Origin of the sequence: Microcoleus sp. S28C3 (genome assembly GCF_036700785.1) — a bacterium.
Lineage (GTDB): Bacteria > Cyanobacteriota > Cyanobacteriia > Cyanobacteriales > Microcoleaceae > Microcoleus > Microcoleus asticus.
Genome location: NZ_JAUBPO010000081.1, coordinates 15,938 through 33,375, shown reverse-complemented (window position 1 = coordinate 33,375; position 17,438 = coordinate 15,938). Strand labels below are relative to the sequence as shown.

The 17,438-nt window shown below is 47.4% G+C and carries 20 protein-coding genes and 4 pseudogenes; 11 read left to right on the top strand and 13 right to left on the bottom strand.

Annotated features, from left to right (window positions below; translation table 11 throughout):
• Positions 1 to 63: 63 nt before the first annotated feature.
• The 4 genes from pstB to pstS form a co-directional block, all read right to left on the bottom strand.
• Positions 64 to 915, bottom strand: a complete 852-nt coding sequence (gene pstB / locus QUA13_RS22435; protein ID WP_333202019.1) for a phosphate ABC transporter ATP-binding protein PstB — start codon at positions 913 to 915, stop codon at positions 64 to 66.
• A gap of 56 nt (positions 916 to 971) precedes the next feature.
• Positions 972 to 1,952 carry a phosphate ABC transporter permease PstA gene (pstA, locus tag QUA13_RS22430; protein ID WP_333202016.1) on the bottom strand — a complete coding sequence of 327 codons (981 nt, stop codon included), beginning with the start codon at positions 1,950 to 1,952 and terminating at the stop codon, positions 972 to 974.
• 150 nt (positions 1,953 to 2,102) lie between these two features.
• Positions 2,103 to 3,104, bottom strand: a complete 1,002-nt coding sequence (gene pstC / locus QUA13_RS22425; RefSeq protein ID WP_333202014.1) for a phosphate ABC transporter permease subunit PstC — start codon at positions 3,102 to 3,104, stop codon at positions 2,103 to 2,105.
• Between the two features lie 198 nt (positions 3,105 to 3,302).
• On the bottom strand, positions 3,303 to 4,331 hold the full coding sequence (gene pstS / locus QUA13_RS22420) for a phosphate ABC transporter substrate-binding protein PstS (protein ID WP_333202012.1): 1,029 nt from the start codon (positions 4,329 to 4,331) through the stop codon (positions 3,303 to 3,305).
• A 337-nt stretch (positions 4,332 to 4,668) separates the two neighbouring features.
• On the opposite strand from pstS, the gene QUA13_RS22415 reads away from it, so the two are divergent.
• The 3 genes and pseudogenes from QUA13_RS22415 to QUA13_RS22410 all read left to right on the top strand — a co-directional run bounded on the left by QUA13_RS22415 (position 4,669) and on the right by QUA13_RS22410 (position 6,654).
• Positions 4,669 to 6,177 (top strand): UbiD family decarboxylase, encoded by a 1,509-nt coding sequence (locus tag QUA13_RS22415; RefSeq protein WP_333202010.1) that lies wholly within the window; start codon positions 4,669 to 4,671, stop codon positions 6,175 to 6,177.
• Positions 6,178 to 6,233: 56 nt separating this feature from the next.
• Positions 6,234 to 6,521, top strand: a pseudogene (locus QUA13_RS32855) (DUF6888 family protein).
• Between the two features lie 4 nt (positions 6,522 to 6,525).
• Entirely contained in the window at positions 6,526 to 6,654 is a 129-nt protein-coding gene (locus QUA13_RS22410; protein WP_333202008.1) for a DUF6887 family protein, read from the top strand.
• Positions 6,655 to 6,883: 229 nt separating this feature from the next.
• Here QUA13_RS22410 and QUA13_RS32850 read toward each other — a convergent pair.
• Positions 6,884 to 7,558 (bottom strand): annotated as a pseudogene (locus tag QUA13_RS32850) (pentapeptide repeat-containing protein); the annotation flags it as partial.
• On the opposite strand from QUA13_RS32850, the pseudogene QUA13_RS32845 reads away from it, so the two are divergent.
• Positions 7,506 to 7,613, top strand: a pseudogene (locus QUA13_RS32845) (hypothetical protein); the annotation flags it as partial. The pseudogenes QUA13_RS32850 and QUA13_RS32845 sit on opposite strands and share 53 nt — an antisense overlap.
• Here QUA13_RS32845 and QUA13_RS32840 read toward each other — a convergent pair.
• Positions 7,568 to 8,110: pseudogene (locus tag QUA13_RS32840) on the bottom strand (pentapeptide repeat-containing protein); the annotation flags it as partial. The pseudogenes QUA13_RS32845 and QUA13_RS32840 sit on opposite strands and share 46 nt — an antisense overlap.
• A gap of 585 nt (positions 8,111 to 8,695) precedes the next feature.
• Between QUA13_RS32840 and QUA13_RS22400 the strand changes: the two are divergent.
• Positions 8,696 to 9,064, top strand: a complete 369-nt coding sequence (locus QUA13_RS22400) for a TRADD-N-associated membrane domain-containing protein (protein WP_333202004.1) — start codon at positions 8,696 to 8,698, stop codon at positions 9,062 to 9,064.
• Here QUA13_RS22400 and QUA13_RS22395 read toward each other — a convergent pair.
• Together QUA13_RS22395 and QUA13_RS22390 are read right to left on the bottom strand one after the other, a co-directional pair.
• Entirely contained in the window at positions 9,061 to 9,273 is a 213-nt protein-coding gene (locus QUA13_RS22395) for a helix-turn-helix transcriptional regulator (protein ID WP_333202002.1), read from the bottom strand. The genes QUA13_RS22400 and QUA13_RS22395 overlap by 4 nt on opposite strands.
• A 20-nt stretch (positions 9,274 to 9,293) precedes the next feature.
• On the bottom strand, positions 9,294 to 9,506 hold the full coding sequence (locus QUA13_RS22390; protein WP_333202000.1) for a helix-turn-helix transcriptional regulator: 213 nt from the start codon (positions 9,504 to 9,506) through the stop codon (positions 9,294 to 9,296).
• A gap of 129 nt (positions 9,507 to 9,635) precedes the next feature.
• Between QUA13_RS22390 and QUA13_RS22385 the strand changes: the two genes are divergently transcribed.
• Positions 9,636 to 9,878, top strand: coding sequence for a hypothetical protein (locus QUA13_RS22385; RefSeq protein WP_333201998.1), 243 nt, complete (start codon positions 9,636 to 9,638; stop codon positions 9,876 to 9,878).
• Positions 9,879 to 10,115: 237 nt separating this feature from the next.
• Entirely contained in the window at positions 10,116 to 10,907 is a 792-nt protein-coding gene (locus tag QUA13_RS22380; RefSeq protein WP_333201996.1) for a DUF4058 family protein, read from the top strand.
• Positions 10,908 to 11,032: 125 nt separating this feature from the next.
• Here the strand turns inward: QUA13_RS22380 and QUA13_RS22375 are convergent, their stop codons facing one another.
• The 3 genes from QUA13_RS22375 to QUA13_RS22365 form a co-directional block, all read right to left on the bottom strand.
• Entirely contained in the window at positions 11,033 to 11,704 is a 672-nt protein-coding gene (locus QUA13_RS22375) for an ABC transporter ATP-binding protein (protein WP_333171476.1), read from the bottom strand.
• Between the two features lie 23 nt (positions 11,705 to 11,727).
• Positions 11,728 to 12,000, bottom strand: a complete 273-nt coding sequence (locus QUA13_RS22370) for a hypothetical protein (protein WP_333149754.1) — start codon at positions 11,998 to 12,000, stop codon at positions 11,728 to 11,730.
• Between the two features lie 146 nt (positions 12,001 to 12,146).
• Positions 12,147 to 12,335 (bottom strand): hypothetical protein, encoded by a 189-nt coding sequence (locus tag QUA13_RS22365; RefSeq protein ID WP_333186979.1) that lies wholly within the window; start codon positions 12,333 to 12,335, stop codon positions 12,147 to 12,149.
• Between the two features lie 88 nt (positions 12,336 to 12,423).
• On the opposite strand from QUA13_RS22365, the gene psbD reads away from it, so the two are divergent.
• Both psbD and QUA13_RS22355 read left to right on the top strand, forming a co-directional pair.
• Positions 12,424 to 13,482, top strand: coding sequence for a photosystem II D2 protein (photosystem q(a) protein) (psbD, locus tag QUA13_RS22360; RefSeq protein ID WP_333200031.1), 1,059 nt, complete (start codon positions 12,424 to 12,426; stop codon positions 13,480 to 13,482).
• 122 nt (positions 13,483 to 13,604) lie between these two features.
• A complete protein-coding gene (locus QUA13_RS22355) occupies positions 13,605 to 14,207 on the top strand; it encodes a hypothetical protein (RefSeq protein ID WP_333201994.1) in 603 nt (200 codons plus the stop codon).
• A gap of 126 nt (positions 14,208 to 14,333) precedes the next feature.
• On the opposite strand, the gene QUA13_RS22350 is transcribed toward QUA13_RS22355, so the two are convergent.
• Together QUA13_RS22350 and QUA13_RS22345 are read right to left on the bottom strand one after the other, a co-directional pair.
• Positions 14,334 to 14,501 carry a hypothetical protein gene (locus QUA13_RS22350; protein WP_333201992.1) on the bottom strand — a complete coding sequence of 56 codons (168 nt, stop codon included), beginning with the start codon at positions 14,499 to 14,501 and terminating at the stop codon, positions 14,334 to 14,336.
• 60 nt (positions 14,502 to 14,561) lie between these two features.
• On the bottom strand, positions 14,562 to 14,813 hold the full coding sequence (locus tag QUA13_RS22345; RefSeq protein ID WP_333201990.1) for a hypothetical protein: 252 nt from the start codon (positions 14,811 to 14,813) through the stop codon (positions 14,562 to 14,564).
• Positions 14,814 to 15,153: 340 nt separating this feature from the next.
• Between QUA13_RS22345 and QUA13_RS22340 the strand changes: the two genes are divergently transcribed.
• Positions 15,154 to 15,435, top strand: coding sequence for a 4a-hydroxytetrahydrobiopterin dehydratase (locus QUA13_RS22340; protein ID WP_333201988.1), 282 nt, complete (start codon positions 15,154 to 15,156; stop codon positions 15,433 to 15,435).
• Between the two features lie 159 nt (positions 15,436 to 15,594).
• Positions 15,595 to 17,244, top strand: coding sequence for an HD domain-containing phosphohydrolase (locus QUA13_RS22335; RefSeq protein WP_333201986.1), 1,650 nt, complete (start codon positions 15,595 to 15,597; stop codon positions 17,242 to 17,244).
• The last annotated feature ends 194 nt before the right edge of the window (positions 17,245 to 17,438 follow it).

Sequence of the window (17,438 nt, the reverse complement as noted above, 5' to 3'; positions counted from 1 at the left end):
CCCCCCCCCGCCCCCCCCCCCCCCCCCCCCCCCCAACTACAAACCTAAAAAAGAACTTTGGTATTAACCGAAACGGCCTTGAATGTAATCTCTCGTACTCGAATTGCCCGCAGAAGTAAAAATCTTACTTGTCGGCCCAAATTCAACCAGGCGGCCGATGCGACTTTCATCAGTATTAAAAAATGCCGTGTAATCTGAAACGCGAGCAGCCTGCTGCATATTATGCGTCACAATCACAACAGTTAACTGCTGCCGCAGAGTCTGAAATAACTCCTCAATCTTCATCGTTGAAATCGGATCTAGAGCAGAACAAGGTTCATCCATCAGCAAAATTTTTGGCTTCACAGCCAAAGCGCGAGCAATACAAAGTCGCTGCTGCTGTCCCCCCGAAATCCCCTGAGCCGATTTCTTCAAATCGTCTTTGACTTCATTCCAAAGCGCCACACTTTTGAGTGCAGATTCCACAATTTCATCTAATTCTGCTTTGCTTTTGCGACCAAAAATCCTCACCCCGTAAGCAATATTATCGTAGATGCTCAGCGGAAAAGGATTCGGTCTTTGAAACACCATCCCAATTTGGCGACGCAAACTATTAATGTTTACTTTCGGGCTGTAAATATCCTGTCCAAAAAACTCTACTCTTCCTTTAATTTTAACTTTTCCCTCCAATTCACCAATCCGGTTGAGAGCTTTGAGAAAGGTAGATTTGCCGCAACCTGAAGGGCCAATAATCGCCGTAATTTGCGGGTGAGGGATATTCATCGATAAATTTTCTAAGACTTTGTGAGTTCCGTAATAAAAACTCAAGTCCTGAACCCGCAGTGCCGGCATTGCATTGGGGTCAATTTCCGGCGTGGCATTTTCTAGGAATTTATCAGTATAGTGTTCGGCTTTCAAGTTAGCTTTAGGTTTCATTATTTGCCTGGTTATATTGTTAATATTTGACTGAGATATGGAGTTGAGTTATTAATTTATCGATTTTGCAAGCGTTTCCGAGTTACTGTACGGGATGCGACGCTAGCAATCAAAACCATGCCCAAAAGCACAGAGGCAGCAGTCCACGCCAATTCGTTCTGCTCTTTGTAGGGAGAGCTGGCGTAGCTATATATTAATACTGACATAGAAGGAGTCGGAGTCAGCAGTGTCTCGGGAATTTCTTTGAGTTTTGAGATAGTTTCTGCACCTATGGGGGACTGCATTATCTCGCCCAATTTATCAACTAAAGGAGGCCAAAATTGACTCGACAACGCCGTTACAATCAGCGGTGCGGTTTCGCCGGCGGCCCGGGAAGCAGCGAGTAAAATACCTGTGGTAATAGTTGGAAGTGCTGAGGGTACGATCGTGCGAAACATAGTTTGAAAGCGTCCCCCTCCCAAAGCTGCAGAAGCGAGGCGGTAAGAAGTAGGCACTAATTTTAATGCTTGTTCTGTTGTCAGAGCAACAACTGGAAGCATGATGATGCCGAGGGCAAAACCGCCTGCTAATGCTGAAAATGCTTTGGTGGTAACGACAATTAGGGCGTAGGAAAAGACGCCAACTACGATCGAGGGAACGCTGCTGAGAATGACGGTGATAAAGCGGATGCTATTAGCCAGCGCTTTGTTGTCTCTACCAAACTCAGACAGAAATATTCCCGTCATTACGCCGATTGGAACACTAAATAACGTCGCAATTCCTACCATTAAAGCTGTCCCGAGAATCGCATTTGCAAAGCCGTTGGGCTGGTCTTCAACTCCAACGGGTGCTGGTAGAGACACTAGCACTTCCCAGCTCAAATGTGTGAGTCCTTCTCCCAGGATTTTGTATAAGATAGCAAACAAAGGGAGTAGGGCCAGAGCTGTCAGAGTGAAAGCGATAACTGTCATCCCCCGGCTGAAAAATTTTCGGCTTAGCGACAGGGGATTGTTGATTTCTGCATCCAGAATACTGTGTGATTTTTTTACTTGAGTCATGCAATTTTAGATTTTAGATTTTAGATTTTAGATTGATTCTGCGGATTTATCCGCAAGTTTGTTCTCAGGATTTTACACTTTTCTCTTTCTCCGTCCTGAGCCTGGGAAAGAATACATAAAATGGCTTGTTACCAATTACTTTCGAGCGTGTTAATTTTTAGCTCTCTTGACGCCGATTAGCTGAACTAGCAATACTGCGATCGCATTTACCAACAAAGTGATCGCAAATAAAATTAGGGCTAAATACATCAAAGCCCCGATGTGCAGCGGTTCGAGAGCTTCCCGAAATTGACTCGCCAAAACAGCAGGAATTGAGTAGCTGGGAGCGAGCAGGGATTTGTTAATTTGAATCGAGTTGCCAATCACCATTGTGACGGCCATTGTTTCGCCTAAAGCGCGTCCCAAGGCCAAGATTGTAGCGCCGATAATCCCCGAACTAGCTGCTGGCAATAACAGCTTGAATATCGTTTCCCAGCGGGTGGCGCCGAGGGACATGGAAGCACTGCGCAAATCTACGGGAACTGACATCAATACATCGCGGCTGATGGCGGCTACTGTGGGCAAAATCATAATTGATAACAGTATTCCAGCGGGCAGCATTCCGGGGCCTAAAGGTTCGCTGCTGAATAGGGGAAACCAACTGAAATTATCGAACAATGATTGCTGTAAAGGTAGTAGAAAGGGAATGAGAACAAAAATTCCCCACAGGCCAACTATCACGCTGGGAATAGCCGAGATTAATTCAACCATGAATCCCAAGGGCGATCGCACCCAAACGGGTAAGAAGTTCTCGCTAGTAACTATAGCTACTGACAGCCCTAACGGAAGTGCGATGATTATGCCGATCGCAGAACTAATTACAGTACCGTAAATAAACGGCAAAGCCCCAAACTGCAACTCGCCGATATCCCACTTGGGATTCCACAAGAATGAGAGTCCAAAATTGCTAATAGCTGGCCAAGCATCTTTAAAAATTACCGCACTCATCCAAAACAGCGTACCCGCTGTCGCTAGGGCAAAACCCCATACAAATAGTGTAAATCCTGACTCCATCCATAAACCTTCACCAGCAGTATCTGTCAAATCTACTTCTGTGTTTATTTCTGCCGGTTGCCGAGTCTGTTTTTTCGTTTTTTTTGAAAGATTGGTCATACCGGAATTGCGTAAAAAGTGAAATATTTGCTTGCAAGACGAGTAATTTAATGGGCTGGGTGCGCGCTGCGCACCTGGTTTGTAGGGTGCGCACAGCGCACCTTACACAGTAAATCTTGCGCACATTAACCCGATCATTTCTGAGTTTGGAGCCCTACATTTAACTCATCAACTCATAACCCTGTGCGATCGCCCAAATTAACCTCTGGCAACCACAGTCTGATTAACTGTTTGAACCACCTTTTGAGCTGTAGCTGAAGGAATTTGAGTATACTCTAGCTGTTTGTTGATACCTTGACCTGTAGTCATCACCCAATTAACCATCTTTTTAATAGCATCTGCTTTCGCAGCAGGATACTGTTTGTAGATTAACAGCCAAGTCAAACCAACAATCGGATAACCGTCGTTAGGATTTCCTTCTACTAAGCGGAAATCTGCGGGGAATGTTTCCCCTGCTAAAGCTTTCTCTGCTTCAGCCAAGCTAGGATCTACAAACCGGCCAGCTTTATTTTGAATAAACGCTGTTTGGAGATTGTTTTGCCGAGCATAAGTATCTTGAACGTAGCCGATCGCACCCGCTGTATTCTTCACCAAAGCAGCTACGCCGGGGTTTCCTTGACCGCTGACAGGGCTTCCAGGCCAACTCGGCTGAGCGGCAGCTTTGATGCTGCTACCAGTTGCCTGCAAGTGATTAGCAAAAATAAAGGTAGTACCGCTGCTGTCTGCCCGCACAGCTACTCGAATCGCAGTATTTGGCAAGCCTTTAGCTTGTCCAGAAATTCCGGCTATTTTAGGATCGTTCCAGCGGGTAATTTTGCCTTCAAAGATGCCTTTCATCGCATCGTTATTTAGCCTCAGATTGTTCACTCCGGGCAAGTTATAAACAACTGCAACAGCACCGCCAGCAGTCGGAATCGCCATGACGCCGCGCTTTACTTCGGCTATTTGCGCCGCCGTCATCAGCGCGTCGCTGCCTGCGAAATCAACAGTGCCTGAAATTAATGCTTTGATGCCAGCACCGCTGCCGGTTCCTTCGTAGTTTACAGTAATTTGATTGGCACTTCTCATCTGAGAGAAGTAGCGATCGTAAAGAGGTTTGGGGAAAGTGGCTCCCGAACCGTTTAGTGTTACCGCAGCTATAGCAGAACTAATCAAAGTCAGCGAGAATGCCGCTGCTGCTAGTGTCACTATAAAACCACGTCGCCAACGTGCAGTGAAGAAATTCATACTCCTCGTCCTCAATATTGATAGCAGGCTTTGCAAATCTCCTCCATAGGATAGACTGAAATCCGCCAAGAAAGGGATAGCTTTGAATAAGCTTGTTTTAAATTTTGGTTAATAGTAGATTAAATAATAATAGAATAAGCTTTGTTTAAATTCTGGTTAAGAGTATTGCTAATAAAAATTAGCTAAAGTCAATTTTTGATGAATCAGAGAAATACCAAGTCATATAGTAACGATAACAATAGAAATTTATTTAGCGATCGCCTGATCGCCCCCACCCCGCACTGCATCCCCCGATCGCCGCATAATAGTAGGGACACTTAACATTTCTTTAACAACAATGGCAAGAGACTTGCGGGGATTCCTAAAACTACTCGAAGAACGAGGACAACTGCGCCGGATTAGCGCCTTAGTCGATTCCGACCTCGAAATTGCCGAAATTTCCAACCAAATGCTGCAAAAAGGCGGCCCTGGATTGCTGTTTGAAAACGTCAAAGGGGCAGATTTCCCCGTAGCGATTAACCTGTTGGGCACGGAACAGCGCGTTTGCTGGGCGATGAACATGGAAAAGCCGATCGAACTAGAAGAGCTCGGCAAAAAACTGGGAATGCTGCAACAGCCAAAACCGCCGAAAAAGATTTCCCAAGCGATAGAATTCGGCAAAGTGCTGTTCGACGTAGTGAAAGCCAAACCCGGCCGCGACTTTTTCCCAGCTTGTCAGCAAGTGGTAATTGAGGGAGAAGGGCTGGATTTGAACAAAATCCCGATGATTCGCCCCTATTCGGGAGATGCGGGCAAAATTATCACCCTCGGTTTGGTAATTACCAAAGATTGCGAAACGGGTACGCCGAATGTGGGGGTTTATCGGTTGCAGTTGCAGTCAAAAAACACGATGACAGTACACTGGCTATCGGTGCGGGGAGGCGCGCGACACTTGCGGAAAGCGGCGCAGGCTGGTAAAAAGTTGGAAATTGCGATCGCCCTGGGAGTCGATCCCCTGATTATTCTCGCGGCAGCAACCCCAATTCCTGTAGATTTATCGGAATGGTTATTTGCGGGACTTTACGGCGGTTCCGGCGTGCAATTGGCAAAGTGCAAAACCGTAGATTTGGAAGTACCGGCGGACTCAGAAATCGTGTTAGAAGGAACGATTACGCCGGGGGAAGTTCTGCCCGATGGGCCCTTTGGGGATCACATGGGTTATTACGGCGGCGTGGAGGATTCGCCGCTGGTGCGGTTCCACTGCATGACGCACCGCAAAGACCCGATTTATCTGACGACATTTAGCGGGCGGCCGCCGAAAGAAGAAGCAATGATGGCGATCGCGCTTAACCGTATTTATACCCCTATTTTGCGGCAGCAAGTATCGGAAATTGTCGATTTCTTCTTACCGATGGAAGCCCTGAGTTATAAGGCGGCAATTATCTCGATTGATAAAGCATATCCCGGTCAAGCGCGCCGGGCTGCTTTAGCATTTTGGAGTGCATTACCGCAGTTTACTTACACTAAGTTTGTGATTGTTGTCGATAAAAGTATCAACATTCGCGACCCGCGTCAAGTAGTTTGGGCAATTAGTTCTAAAGTTGACCCTGTTCGGGATGTATTTATTCTGCCGAATACGCCTTTTGATACGTTAGATTTTGCCAGTGAAAAGATTGGTTTGGGAGGCAGAATGGGGATTGATGCTACTACGAAGATGCCGCCGGAAACCGATCACGAATGGGGGGAAGTTTTGGAGTCCGATCCGGATGTGGCGGCGATGGTAGAAAGGCGTTGGGCTGAGTATGGTTTGGCCGATTTGAATTTGGGAGAAGTCGATCCGAATTTGTTTGGTTATGAGATGAAGTAGGGAAGCGCAGAAATGCACAGGGGGGACGCCTGTTCCACCGTAATCTGGTAGGGGCGGTGCCAAGGTTGCCCGCCCCTCTGATTGGAATTAGCAGCGAAACAGGCAGAGTTATATTATATTTTATAATTTGTGCCACAATTGAGGAACGAACGATTAATCCGACTGACGAACAAGCCCAAGCCTGTCTGCGCGTCTGCCAGATGTTGTCTAACTGCTACTGAGACATCCAACTATTCCGTTTTAGCGATCGCACCGGAGTAGTCTTTATATTTGCAGGCGAGGAACTGCAAATTATCGTATCCGCTAATGGCGACTGGAGGTTTTTAGATACAACCGAAATTTGAAAAAATGATTAATCAAGAACTCAGGGCTTATGCCTTGGCACATCGGGAGGATTTAAAAGCTTTGGATGTTCTTTACAGTCGCCGCACTCCTGACTCCGAAGCGATATGGTTTCATCCTCAAAAGACTCAATAGGAAGAGCGATCGCAATTTGAATTATTCAAGCAGATGATTGAGGAAAGAGCAGGAAAGAATCATCATAATCATCCCTAACTACAGCGGTAGGGTGCGTCAGGAAAGGTAATTCTCAATAATCACCGAAAATCTAATTCTGACGCACCATTTATTCCGGGTGTGCGTCAGTTGTGAGATGGTCAGTTTTTCCAAAAAATCTTCCTAGCTGATGCACCCTACTTCACTAACTTTATACGCGAGTGAGAATGCCAGAGCGATCGCCTGGGGAATCGTCAAAAATTGCTCCTCGGTTGATTAGGTCTTTTTTTAGCTGTTCCGTAATTCCTAAGTTATCGCGAAATCGAGTCCTCTTAACTTGGATACCAGTCAAGTTGGCATCTCTCAGGTCGGCACGGCTCAGGTTGGCACCCCTCAGGTCGGCACCGCTCAGGTCGGCACCGCTCAGGTCGGCACCGCTCAGGTCGGCACCGCTCAGGTTGGCATCGCTCAGGTCGGCACGGCTCAGGTTGGCACCCCTCAGGTCGGCACCCCTCAGGTCGGCACCGCTCAGGTAGGCACGGCTCAGGTTGGCACCGCTCAGGTAGGCACGGCTCAGGTCGGCACGGCTCAGGTCGGCACCGCTCAGGTAGGCACGGCTCAGGTCGGCATCGCTCAGGTCGGCACCGCTCACGTTGGCATCGCTCAGCTTGGCACCGTTCAGGTCGGCACCGCTCAGGTTGGCACCCCTCAGGTCGGCACCGCTCAGGTTGGCACCCCTCAGGTCGGCACGCCTCAGATCGGCACGGCTCAGGTCGGCACGGCTCAGGTAGGCACGGCTCAGCTTGAGACCGCTCAGGTTGAGACCGCTCAGGTTGGCACCGCTCAGGTTGGCACCGCCCAGGCCGGCACCGCCCAGCTTGGTACGCCTCAGGTCGGCACGCCTCAGGTCGGCACCGCTCAGGTCGGCACGCCTCAGGTCGGCACGCCTCAGGTCGGCACGCCTCAGGTCGGCACCGCTCAGGTTGGCAAGGATTAGGTTGGCACCGCTCAGGTTGGCAAAGCTCAGGTCGGCATCGTTCAGGTTGGCACCGCTCAGGTTGGCACCCCTCAGGTCGGCACCGCTCAGGTCGGCACCGCTCACGTTGGCATCGCTCAGGTCGGCATCGCTCAGGTCGGCATCGCTCAGGTCGGCATCCCTCAGGTCTCGCCCTGTAATTCGGTTAGTGATAATTTTCTCTACTAAACGCCATTTTTGTTCGCGGCTTTCGTCATCTTCTAAAGTTTCGCTTAATATTTGAGCATCCTCCACAGGAAACCCATCTAGTTCTGTTAGTTCTCCTGACTCGATCTGAATTAAAAGTCGCTCAATATCTTCTTGAGACCCTTCTATGATTAATTTAATGCTGCCTTCTTGAATATCCGTAATTTGTATAGTCTCGCCTCCATGTTCTTTTAAAATAGCTGCGAGAATCTGCATATTTGAAAGCGAATATATATCACCTTTTAAGGTAATTACAGTTTTGGTTTTTTGACTGGTTTTTTCTACGATAGTTACTTGGCGAACAAGCATTTTTACATTCACTCCTTCTTCAAGAGGATCGGAGCTAAACTTAACCTTATTTTCTATTGGCTCGTGATTTATGCTCTCTTGTGTTATTCCTGCAATTTCTTCCCACTTTAATTTTAATTTATCACATATTATTTTGAATGAATTAAGCTGAATAGGAACTTGACTGAAAAAGTTGTTAACTGTACTGCGCGATAACAGTTGAGACTTAGCAAAGTTGCTTTTTGAGTCAAATCCTAGCCTGATTAAAGAATTTTCTGCGGTTTCTACACCTTTTTTAGTTGCAACAATAGTAAATTTTTTCTTTTTTTTGCAGGGGCTAGAGTCTGGCATAGATTACCTCAATTTCATAAAAAATCTTAGCGCAGTCATATCTCAAGCATAAAGCGATCGTAGCAAAGTCAAAAGAGATAAACAAGACAATCATTGCGTAGTCAAGGTTTCAGGCATTTGGCTTCACAATAAAAATATGAAGTCTACAGGTTCTACGAAATCATGAATAACCAGCTAAGCACCAACCCTCACTCCGCACTGGAAATTATTATTGTCAAAGAGCGCTTGCGCCAATCCCGTTATAGCTTTAACGCTGCTCTAGCAGCAACCGTACTCTCTACCTGCATTAGCCTTCTCGGTGCGGCACTCCTATTATCAGGTAAAGTTCCAGAAGGCGCTGTCACGACATCTAGCGGCATGGCTGTAAGTGTGGGTTGCTTGAAACTTGCCAAGGACGCAAACGATCGCCTTGACAGAATAACAAAAGAATTAATAGATGACAGCAGGGAAACAGCCGATATCCGCTCGAAAAACGAACCGCGAAGACGCCAAGGGCGCGAAGGAAGACCAAGAAAGTGCGATCGCACTTAATTTTCTAGAATTTCCACTAAATCCTCGATCGCAATATCGAACGCACGGGCCATCTTGTCCAAAGCTGTGTAGTCAACGGTAGCCATGCCAGGAGAATTGGCATAGGTAATGATCGTGGTATATGGAATACCTGTTTTGTTGGAGACTTCTGTCAGATTCCAACCCTTCTCTTGAGCAAATTCTCTAACTCGCAGCCTAATTCGTCCCATATTCCCAACGATAAATCAGGCTACTCTTCCAGAATCTCAACTAAATCTTCGATCGCAATATCAAACGCACGGGCCATCTTGTCCAAAGCTGTGTAGTCAACGGTAGCCATGCCTGGAGAATTAGCATAGGTGGCGATTGTGGTGTATGGAACACCTGTTCTGTTGGAGACTTCCCTTAGAGTCCAACCCTTCTCTTGAGCAAATTCTCGAACTCGCAGCCTAATTCGTCCCATTCCGCCCTTGACAATTACGAGTAGTCGTAATTTAATGAGTATACAGTTAATAGCGATCGCCCCGTGACCTGAGAAATCTAGAGCGATCGCCTTTCATTCACCACCCACAAAAGTGGGAAGGATTTTCCTATGATACCAAAACAACCGACTTATCGCGATCGACTTCAACCTTGGCATCTAATTCGCCACCTCCCCAACTGTCAGCGGTTAACAGTCGCCCGTTTCGCCCGCCGCCCCGATGCCGAATCTTACCTAAATGCACTGCGTCACTTAATGCCCGCAGTCCCGCATACAATTGTGTTCGTAAATGCGCTGTCTGTCTTAGAGGAAAACAGCGTTCCAATTCCGATGCAATTGTCGATCGAAAGTTAAAGCGATCGAACTGATATCTTGCATTTGTTGCCATATTCCGGCAGCGGTTTAAACCCCCGACGGAATATGGCAATAAGTGCAAGATGTGCGATCGAACCTATTATGGCAAAAGGTCGATCGAGCCTTCAGTCATCATCTGCAACAAGCAAAGCTATGCCCTAAAATCTGTTGGCAAGCCATTCGCGCCAGAAAAGTATTGCTAAACTATAAATAGACTTGAGTCAAGGAGTCAAATCAATGCCATCTCCCTTTCCCGGTATGGACCCGTATTTAGAGCATCCCGAACTCTGGCCTGGGATGCATAACTTGCTGATTAGTGAAATTTTCAGGTTTTTATCTCCCCAACTGCGTCCTAAGTATTTAGTGTCGCTGGAAGTGAGAATCTATGAAACGGCTGACGACGATTTATCAGTCATTGGCATTCCCGACGTAACTGTAATGCAGCCACAAACTGCAACAGAAACAACAGCATCAAACATAGCAGTTGCAGCACCGCCTACACAACCATTAACAGTAATTATTCCCATGCCCTACACGGTTCGGGAAGGCTATTTAGAAATTAGAGAAAGAGAAACCAAAGAATTGATAACAGTTATTGAAATTCTCTCGCCTACGAATAAGCGAACTGGCAAAGGGCGACAAATGTACGAAGAAAAGCGAGAAGAAATTTTAGGTAGCCGCACTCATTTAATTGAAATAGATTTATTGCGGCGCGGTCGCAAAATGCCAGTTATCGGCAATGATGTTGAAAGCCACTATCGCGTTTTGGTGTGTCGGGGAAATCGCCGTCCCAGAGCTGATTTGTATGCTTTTAACCTGCAAAACCCGATGCCTGCCTTTCCTTTGCCGCTGCGATCGGGCGATACTGAACCTGTCATAAACTTGCAGGAATTATTCACTCAAATTTACGACATAGCAAGTTACGACCTGAAGATAGATTATCGCAACTGGGAAGTCATACCAGCGCTGTCAGAGGCCGATACAATTTGGGCAGATGCTTGGTTGCGCGATCGGGGATTGCGAGATTAATTTGCCGTGCCGCCAAAATCTGGTTAAATACCCTATTTATTTCTTAGTCTGCGGAGGCAGACTTCGTTTCACTCTATGCAGCGATTTCAATCGCCGAGTGACTTAATTCTTCAATTGCTTGAGGGCTAAACATCTTGACTTTGCATCAACCGCTGCTTCAAACGCGCCGGATCTCCCCGATCGACCACTTGGCCCTTTTCCAACAAAAAAGCCCCATCACAATAATTCAACTCATCCAAACGGTGAGTCACCCACAAAGCCGTAATCCCGCGATTTTTTACCAACCGCTGCACCGCCGCCACCAAATCCAACTGAGAATCAGGATCTAACAAAGCCGTCGGTTCGTCCAACAGCAGAATTTCGCAGTGACGGGCGATCGCCCCAGCAAGAGCAATTCGCTGCTTCTGGCCCCCACTCAAAGCATAAATCGGCCGCCGCTGCAAATCCAGCAAATTCACAGCCTCCAAAGCTTCCGCCACCCTCTCCCGCACCTGAACGTTAGAAAGCTTTTCCTCCACCAAACCAAAAGCCACATCCGCACCCACCGTCGGCATCACCAATTGGTGATCCGGATTTTGAAACACAAACCCCACCCGCCCACTCAGGTCAATTTCCCCCGACTGGGGGTGCAGCAGCCCAGCCATCAGCCTCAACAGCGTAGACTTGCCGCTGCCGTTAGTGCCCAAAAGCATCCAAAACTCCCCCTTGGGTACATCCAGAGAGCAACCTTGCAACACTCGATCGCCCGACGGCCAGCAAAAACCCAAATCCCGCACAGCAACGGCTGACTGGCTCATATCGGCACCAACACCCCCAGCCCTCATTCTGCCGCCGACATCGAGACAAAACCCGGGGATCTGCCTGTAGATGACGCCCCCGATTTCTGAGAAACCACCACCCCAGAAATCTCGCTGCTGACGACAGCCACCTTTTTCTCAGGATTTTTCTCGCAAGTTAGTTCCAAAACTTGCGGTTGGGAGTTGCGAATCGCCGCCAGTACCTGCTGGTAAACAGTCTCAGCGTCCTCCTCCAACTTCCGCTGCACCGACAGCGAGACGGGCGTATTTTTCACAATGATGTCAATGCTGAACATATAGTCTTAAAAACCTAAGTTTGGAGCTCTATCCTCAGTATATATATAGGACTTACCCACGGAAACCCAGTTTCTTAGAAAAATCAGAGGTTGAGGGCGATACATCTACCAAGCCACGGGGCTTCTGACGCAAAGCGCAGAGACTCCTATATAGTAGAAGTTCCCAAATGCAGGGCAAGGACTTCGGGGACTTCGGGGACTTCGAGGGCTTCGGGGACTTCGCACAAGTCAAAAGTCAAGAGCCGAAAGTTTTTTAAGAAAAACTTGCTCTTGTAAAGAATTACCTCTATAATCGTCAATACGGTAAAGAAAAGTAAACTCTGTTCATAATCCAACTTGTTTTCTGGTAAGCAGAGGCAACGGTTGGAGACTAATGACTAGAGAAAGATCCGCTGTAATTATATCCATTTGGAGATTTGCGTAATGACAATCGCAGTCGGACGCGCCCAGACCGAAAGAGGCATCTTTGATGTACTCGACGACTGGCTCAAACGCGATCGCTTCGTCTTCGTAGGCTGGTCTGGCATCCTGCTATTCCCCTGCGCCTACCTAGCCATCGGTGGCTGGTTAACAGGCACCACCTTCGTTACCTCCTGGTACACCCACGGTTTGGCAAGCTCCTACCTCGAAGGAGCCAACTTCCTCACCGTAGCAGTTTCCACCCCAGCCAACAGCCTCGGACACTCGCTGCTGTTCCTGTGGGGCCCCGAAGCACAGTGGGACTTTACCCGCTGGTTCCAACTCGGCGGCCTGTGGACCTTCATTGCCCTCCACGGCGCTTTCGCACTTATAGGCTTTTGCCTGCGTCAGATCGAAATCTCCCGTTTGGTAGGCATCCGTCCCTACAACGCCCTAGCATTCACCGGCCCGATAGCCGTGTTTGTTTCCGTGTTCCTGCTTTACCCCTTGGGTCAATCAGGCTGGTTCTTCGCCCCCAGTTTCGGCGTCGCAGCAATTTTCCGCTTCCTGCTATTCCTGCAAGGCTTCCACAACTGGACGCTCAACCCCTTCCACATGATGGGCGTTGCAGGCATCTTGGGCGGCGCCCTGCTGTGCGCCATCCACGGTGCCACCGTAGAAAACACCTTGTTTGAAGACGGCGAAGGCTCAAATACCTTCCGCGCCTTCAACCCAACTCAGTCGGAAGAAACCTACTCGATGGTGACAGCCAACCGTTTTTGGTCGCAAATCTTCGGAATTGCCTTCTCCAACAAGCGCTGGTTGCACTTCTTCATGCTGTTCGTACCTGTCACAGGCTTGTGGATGAGCTCCATTGGCATCGTCGGTTTAGCATTAAACCTGCGCGCCTATGACTTCGTATCCCAAGAATTGCGCGCTGCTGAAGATCCTGAGTTTGAAACGTTCTACACTAAGAACATTCTGCTTAACGAAGGCATTCGTGCTTGGATGGCTCCTACGGACCAACCCCACGAAAACTTCATCTTCCCTGAAGAAGTTCTGCCTCGCGGTAACGCTCTGTAATTAGCGCAAAATATCAAGAATTCCAACATTTTGAAAGGGTAAGATAAAGCCATTTAGGCTTTACCCTTAATGTTTAAAAAGCTCCTACCGATTGGCAGGAGCTTTTTATTTTATGAAAAGTCTTGTTACGCCATTCTATAAAAAATAAAAGCGAGATAGAGATAAAAACAATTGGTAGACCAAGAACAGCAGCAGCATTAAAAATTGCGATCGAAATTGTACAAAAGCGTGAAGCTGCTAAAATGGCTCAAAAACTCGCGACTCCCCCAAAACCTTATACGCCCAAAGAATCATCGGCTGAAGTGTTAGTTCCGAAGATTGGCAACGATGTTAAAACTTATTTTAAATTCCCCATCCGAAACAGTGTTTACACTTGTATTACTGCATCAATTGACGCATTACGCATTAAAGCAAGAAATGTTAAGACTGGTACAGGAACTTCAATTGGAGATTTTCAAGGCAACCACAAGAACGTTTTGCGAGTCTGTGTATACGAAGGTCTAGCGACTCCTATAGCAAAGCTCACCCCTTGGGGAACTAGAACCTTCAAAATGATTGATAAAAGCTTTCAATTTCTAATCGGGGGAAAAACTAGGGACGCAGCTATAACCGCATTTAAGATCCTGTTAGGCGATGGTGGTGCGCTCCGGCCAATGATGGGTACGACAAACGGTCGCGATCAATTACTGCTAGGTAAGCAAGTTATTACTAGCATCGAAAACTAAAAGTGATAACGCTTAACGCTGCTAACACGAACAAGTGGGTGCAAGTATGGAAGCTTAGTAAACCTCCCTAACTAACCACTCTTAACAGACAAATCTGTCGAATCCTATAACATTGCCTTAATTACCCTAACCGTTGACGTTCTCTGCGGCATTGGGATTGTGCCGGCTTGCTAACTTAACAAAAGTCAAATTCTGTTTTTCATAATTTTGGCGGACTTTCGCTGCACCCGACGGCATCGCCAAATTTGGCAAACTCCTATCGGGCAAGAAATTAAGCAGCAGCCGATCGCGCATTTAAACCGATTTTACACCCGATCGCCCCACAGCGATCCCATCTAAATCAAATATTTGCAGTTAACGCTCAAAATCTCGCTCGTCCAATTGCTGTAGAGATCGAACACCTTGCAGCAGCAGTAATTTCCCCCGATATTGCAAAATTGTCAATTTGGCTCCCCCACTTCTAATTCCTTGTGTTATTCTAATAATTGTGACTACTGGAATGATACTCAGAACGCAAGTTCTTTCGGTAACGCTAGCAATGGCTGGCGCACAAATCATCACCTTAAATCTTGTATTTAGGTGATGTGCGTTCAAATATAAAGCCATTTAGCTAAACCTGGAGGTGATGCCCATGATAGAAAGTAGTAAACGCATGGGTCATCAGATTGGAAACTACCGGCTGTGCGCCGGGGCCGCTCACTAGCAGTCAGCCGTCGTCTCCAACTGGAAACGACTTCCACGGGGAACCAGGCTGAGCTAGGGATTCTCCCGGCAGTCAGGTTCTAATCTGAAGACCCGCTAGACCGCTCTCACCTCAAATAGTGTTAAATCTTGAGTTATTAAAACTTGAGCTTCCACACTATTGGTGAGAGCGGATAGTTTTTGGTAAGGTTTTCTACAGGTGGGCAGTTAATATACCATTGCTAATCCCAAAGAAAAAAAAATTATGGCTGACCTGCTTAACAATAATGAAATTCAAGAGCGCGCCAGTCAATTGTCAGGCTGGATGGTTGAAGGAAAGCAACTGCGCTGTACTCGTTTATTTAAAGATTTTATCGAAGCGATCGCCTTTGTGAATAAGTTGGTGGCCCCGTCAGAAGCCGCAGGACATCACCCCGACATAGAAATTTCCTACAACAAAGTTACACTTAACTTGACAACTCACGATGCCGGAGGCTTAACTGAGAAAGACTTTGCGCTAGCCCAAGAGATTTCTACGCTAGATTAAAAGAGTTCCCGTTTGCCCAACAAGAGCTCTGCATCTAGCCACAGTCCCCGATCGCGGAAAGCTCGCAAATAAAAAATCGACTTGGGGTTAAAATCGGGTGTGAAAAAGTCGAGAGCCCAAACGTTCAATGTATAAAAGGCTATTCCCCATCATCCGACCATGATCGTATTTGAAAAGCCAGAGTTCAAGAACGAGTCTGCTGCAGAAAAAACCGATCTGATAGAAAAGCTTTTAGATATTGGCGCCGCTCTGTCGAGCGCCCAAGATTTGGGCGACTTGTTATACTTAATTTTATCCAAAAGTAGGGAAATTACCTGCAGCGATGCTGGCAGCGTTTACTTAGTAGATCACAGCGACGAAACATCTAAGCTGCTGTTCAAGGTAGCCCAAAACGCTTCTCAACCCAGACTGTCGTTTAAGGAGTTTGCTCTGCCGCTGACAGACAAAAGCTTGGCGGGATACGTGGCAATTACAGGTCAAAGTTTGAACCTGTCTGATGCCTACGACTTACCCGTCGGCGTACCCTACCAGCTAGATACCAGTTTTGATAGAGATATTAATTACCGCACTTGCTCGGTAATGGTACTGCCGATGCAAAACCGACAGGGCGAGACAATAGGCGTACTGCAACTGATCAACCGCAAAACAAACCCAGATACGGTACTGACAGCAGACAATGCCTGGGCATCGACGCAGCAGTATTCGGAGTGGGAAGAAAGGATAGTTCGATCGCTCGCTTCTCAAGCAGCTATCTCGATCGAGCGCAACCAACTCCAAGACAGCATAGAAAATTTGTTCGAGGGCTTCGTCAAAGCCTCGGTGCAAGTCATAGAAGCCAGAGACCCCTGTACCTACGGCCATTCAGAACGAGTAGCAGCCCTGACAGTACGCCTTTCAGAAGAAGTAAACACCGTCAGCAGCGGAGGACTGCGTTCTATTTACTTTAACAACCGCCAAATTCAAGAACTTCGCTACGCCGCCCTGCTGCACGATTTTGGCAAAATTGGAGTGCCCGAAGCAGTTTTGACCAAACAGAAAAAGCTCTACCCCGCACAGCTAGAAATAATTCGCCACCGCTTTGGCTTAGCTCAGCGGACTATGGAAATGGAATGCGTCCAGTCTAAATATAAATACTTGCTGGAGCATTCAGCCTACCGAAAACACCCGAGCCAGGAGTCAGACTGCGCTCAATGCCAGGAAATCGAACAGCTAGACACTAAGCTAGCAGAGGCGAAAACCAGATTAGCAGAATACTGGGAAGTGCTGCTAGAGGCAAACGAGCCTCACATTTTGGCAGCCGAACCCCTAGATCAACTGCGAGAGATTTCTCTACAAACTTACAGAGATATAGATGGCGCAAGGAAACCCCTGCTGAGCCCAGACGAGATTCTGCAATTGATGGTGTCGAGAGGCAACCTGACGCCTGCAGAACGATCGGACATAGAATCTCATGTAACTCACACTTACGAGTTTCTCAAGCAAATTCCTTGGACAAAGGATTTGAAAAATGTTCCCGACATTGCCTACGGACATCACGAAAAACTGGACGGCACAGGCTATCCGCGAGGTTTAAACAAGTCAGAAATTCCAATTCAAGCGCAATTGATGACGATCGCCGATATTTACGATGCCCTGACAGCAGGCGATCGACCCTACAAGCGAGCTCTGCGGACAGAAGCAGCGATGAAAATTTTGCGCCAAGAAGCTGCTCACAACAAAATCAACGCTGATTTGTTAGAATTGTTCGATCGTCGCCAAGTCTTTAGCGTCCTCGGACACAACTTGGATGTTAAAGTCGAATCAGCCTAGACGAGTCGGTCGTGCTGTGCTAAAAAGTAAATAAGGCGATCGGGCGCTATTAAGAGTCAGCAGTCAAATCAATCGACAGCCCAAGTCTGGTCTGGTTTTGACGCGGTTGAGTACAGGTTAAAAAACAGGCTCTCCGCAGCCCTCAGTCACATCTATAAACTCGGTCAACCCGAAAGAATCAAAAGAAAAAGTGA

Bases quoted from the DNA above. Each gene is read 5' to 3' on its own strand.
- QUA13_RS22410 (WP_333202008.1), top strand. From the start codon at position 6,526: ATGATTAATCAAGAACTCAGGGCTTATGCCTTGGCACATCGGGAGGAT.
- QUA13_RS22380 (WP_333201996.1), top strand. From the start codon at position 10,116: ATGCCATCTCCCTTTCCCGGTATGGACCCGTATTTAGAGCATCCCGAA.
- QUA13_RS22390 (WP_333202000.1), bottom strand. From the start codon at position 9,506: ATGGGACGAATTAGGCTGCGAGTTCGAGAATTTGCTCAAGAGAAGGGT.
- QUA13_RS22385 (WP_333201998.1), top strand. From the start codon at position 9,636: ATGATACCAAAACAACCGACTTATCGCGATCGACTTCAACCTTGGCAT.
- pstC (WP_333202014.1), bottom strand. From the start codon at position 3,104: ATGACCAATCTTTCAAAAAAAACGAAAAAACAGACTCGGCAACCGGCA.
- QUA13_RS22345 (WP_333201990.1), bottom strand. From the start codon at position 14,813: ATGGCTTTATATTTGAACGCACATCACCTAAATACAAGATTTAAGGTG.
- QUA13_RS22400 (WP_333202004.1), top strand. From the start codon at position 8,696: ATGAATAACCAGCTAAGCACCAACCCTCACTCCGCACTGGAAATTATT.
- pstB (WP_333202019.1), bottom strand. From the start codon at position 915: ATGAAACCTAAAGCTAACTTGAAAGCCGAACACTATACTGATAAATTC.
- QUA13_RS22415 (WP_333202010.1), top strand. From the start codon at position 4,669: ATGGCAAGAGACTTGCGGGGATTCCTAAAACTACTCGAAGAACGAGGA.
- QUA13_RS22335 (WP_333201986.1), top strand. From the start codon at position 15,595: ATGATCGTATTTGAAAAGCCAGAGTTCAAGAACGAGTCTGCTGCAGAA.
- QUA13_RS22375 (WP_333171476.1), bottom strand. From the start codon at position 11,704: ATGAGCCAGTCAGCCGTTGCTGTGCGGGATTTGGGTTTTTGCTGGCCG.
- pstS (WP_333202012.1), bottom strand. From the start codon at position 4,331: ATGAATTTCTTCACTGCACGTTGGCGACGTGGTTTTATAGTGACACTA.
- QUA13_RS22340 (WP_333201988.1), top strand. From the start codon at position 15,154: ATGGCTGACCTGCTTAACAATAATGAAATTCAAGAGCGCGCCAGTCAA.
- psbD (WP_333200031.1), top strand. From the start codon at position 12,424: ATGACAATCGCAGTCGGACGCGCCCAGACCGAAAGAGGCATCTTTGAT.
- QUA13_RS22395 (WP_333202002.1), bottom strand. From the start codon at position 9,273: ATGGGACGAATTAGGCTGCGAGTTAGAGAATTTGCTCAAGAGAAGGGT.
- pstA (WP_333202016.1), bottom strand. From the start codon at position 1,952: ATGACTCAAGTAAAAAAATCACACAGTATTCTGGATGCAGAAATCAAC.
- QUA13_RS22370 (WP_333149754.1), bottom strand. From the start codon at position 12,000: ATGTTCAGCATTGACATCATTGTGAAAAATACGCCCGTCTCGCTGTCG.
- QUA13_RS22350 (WP_333201992.1), bottom strand. From the start codon at position 14,501: ATGCGCGATCGGCTGCTGCTTAATTTCTTGCCCGATAGGAGTTTGCCA.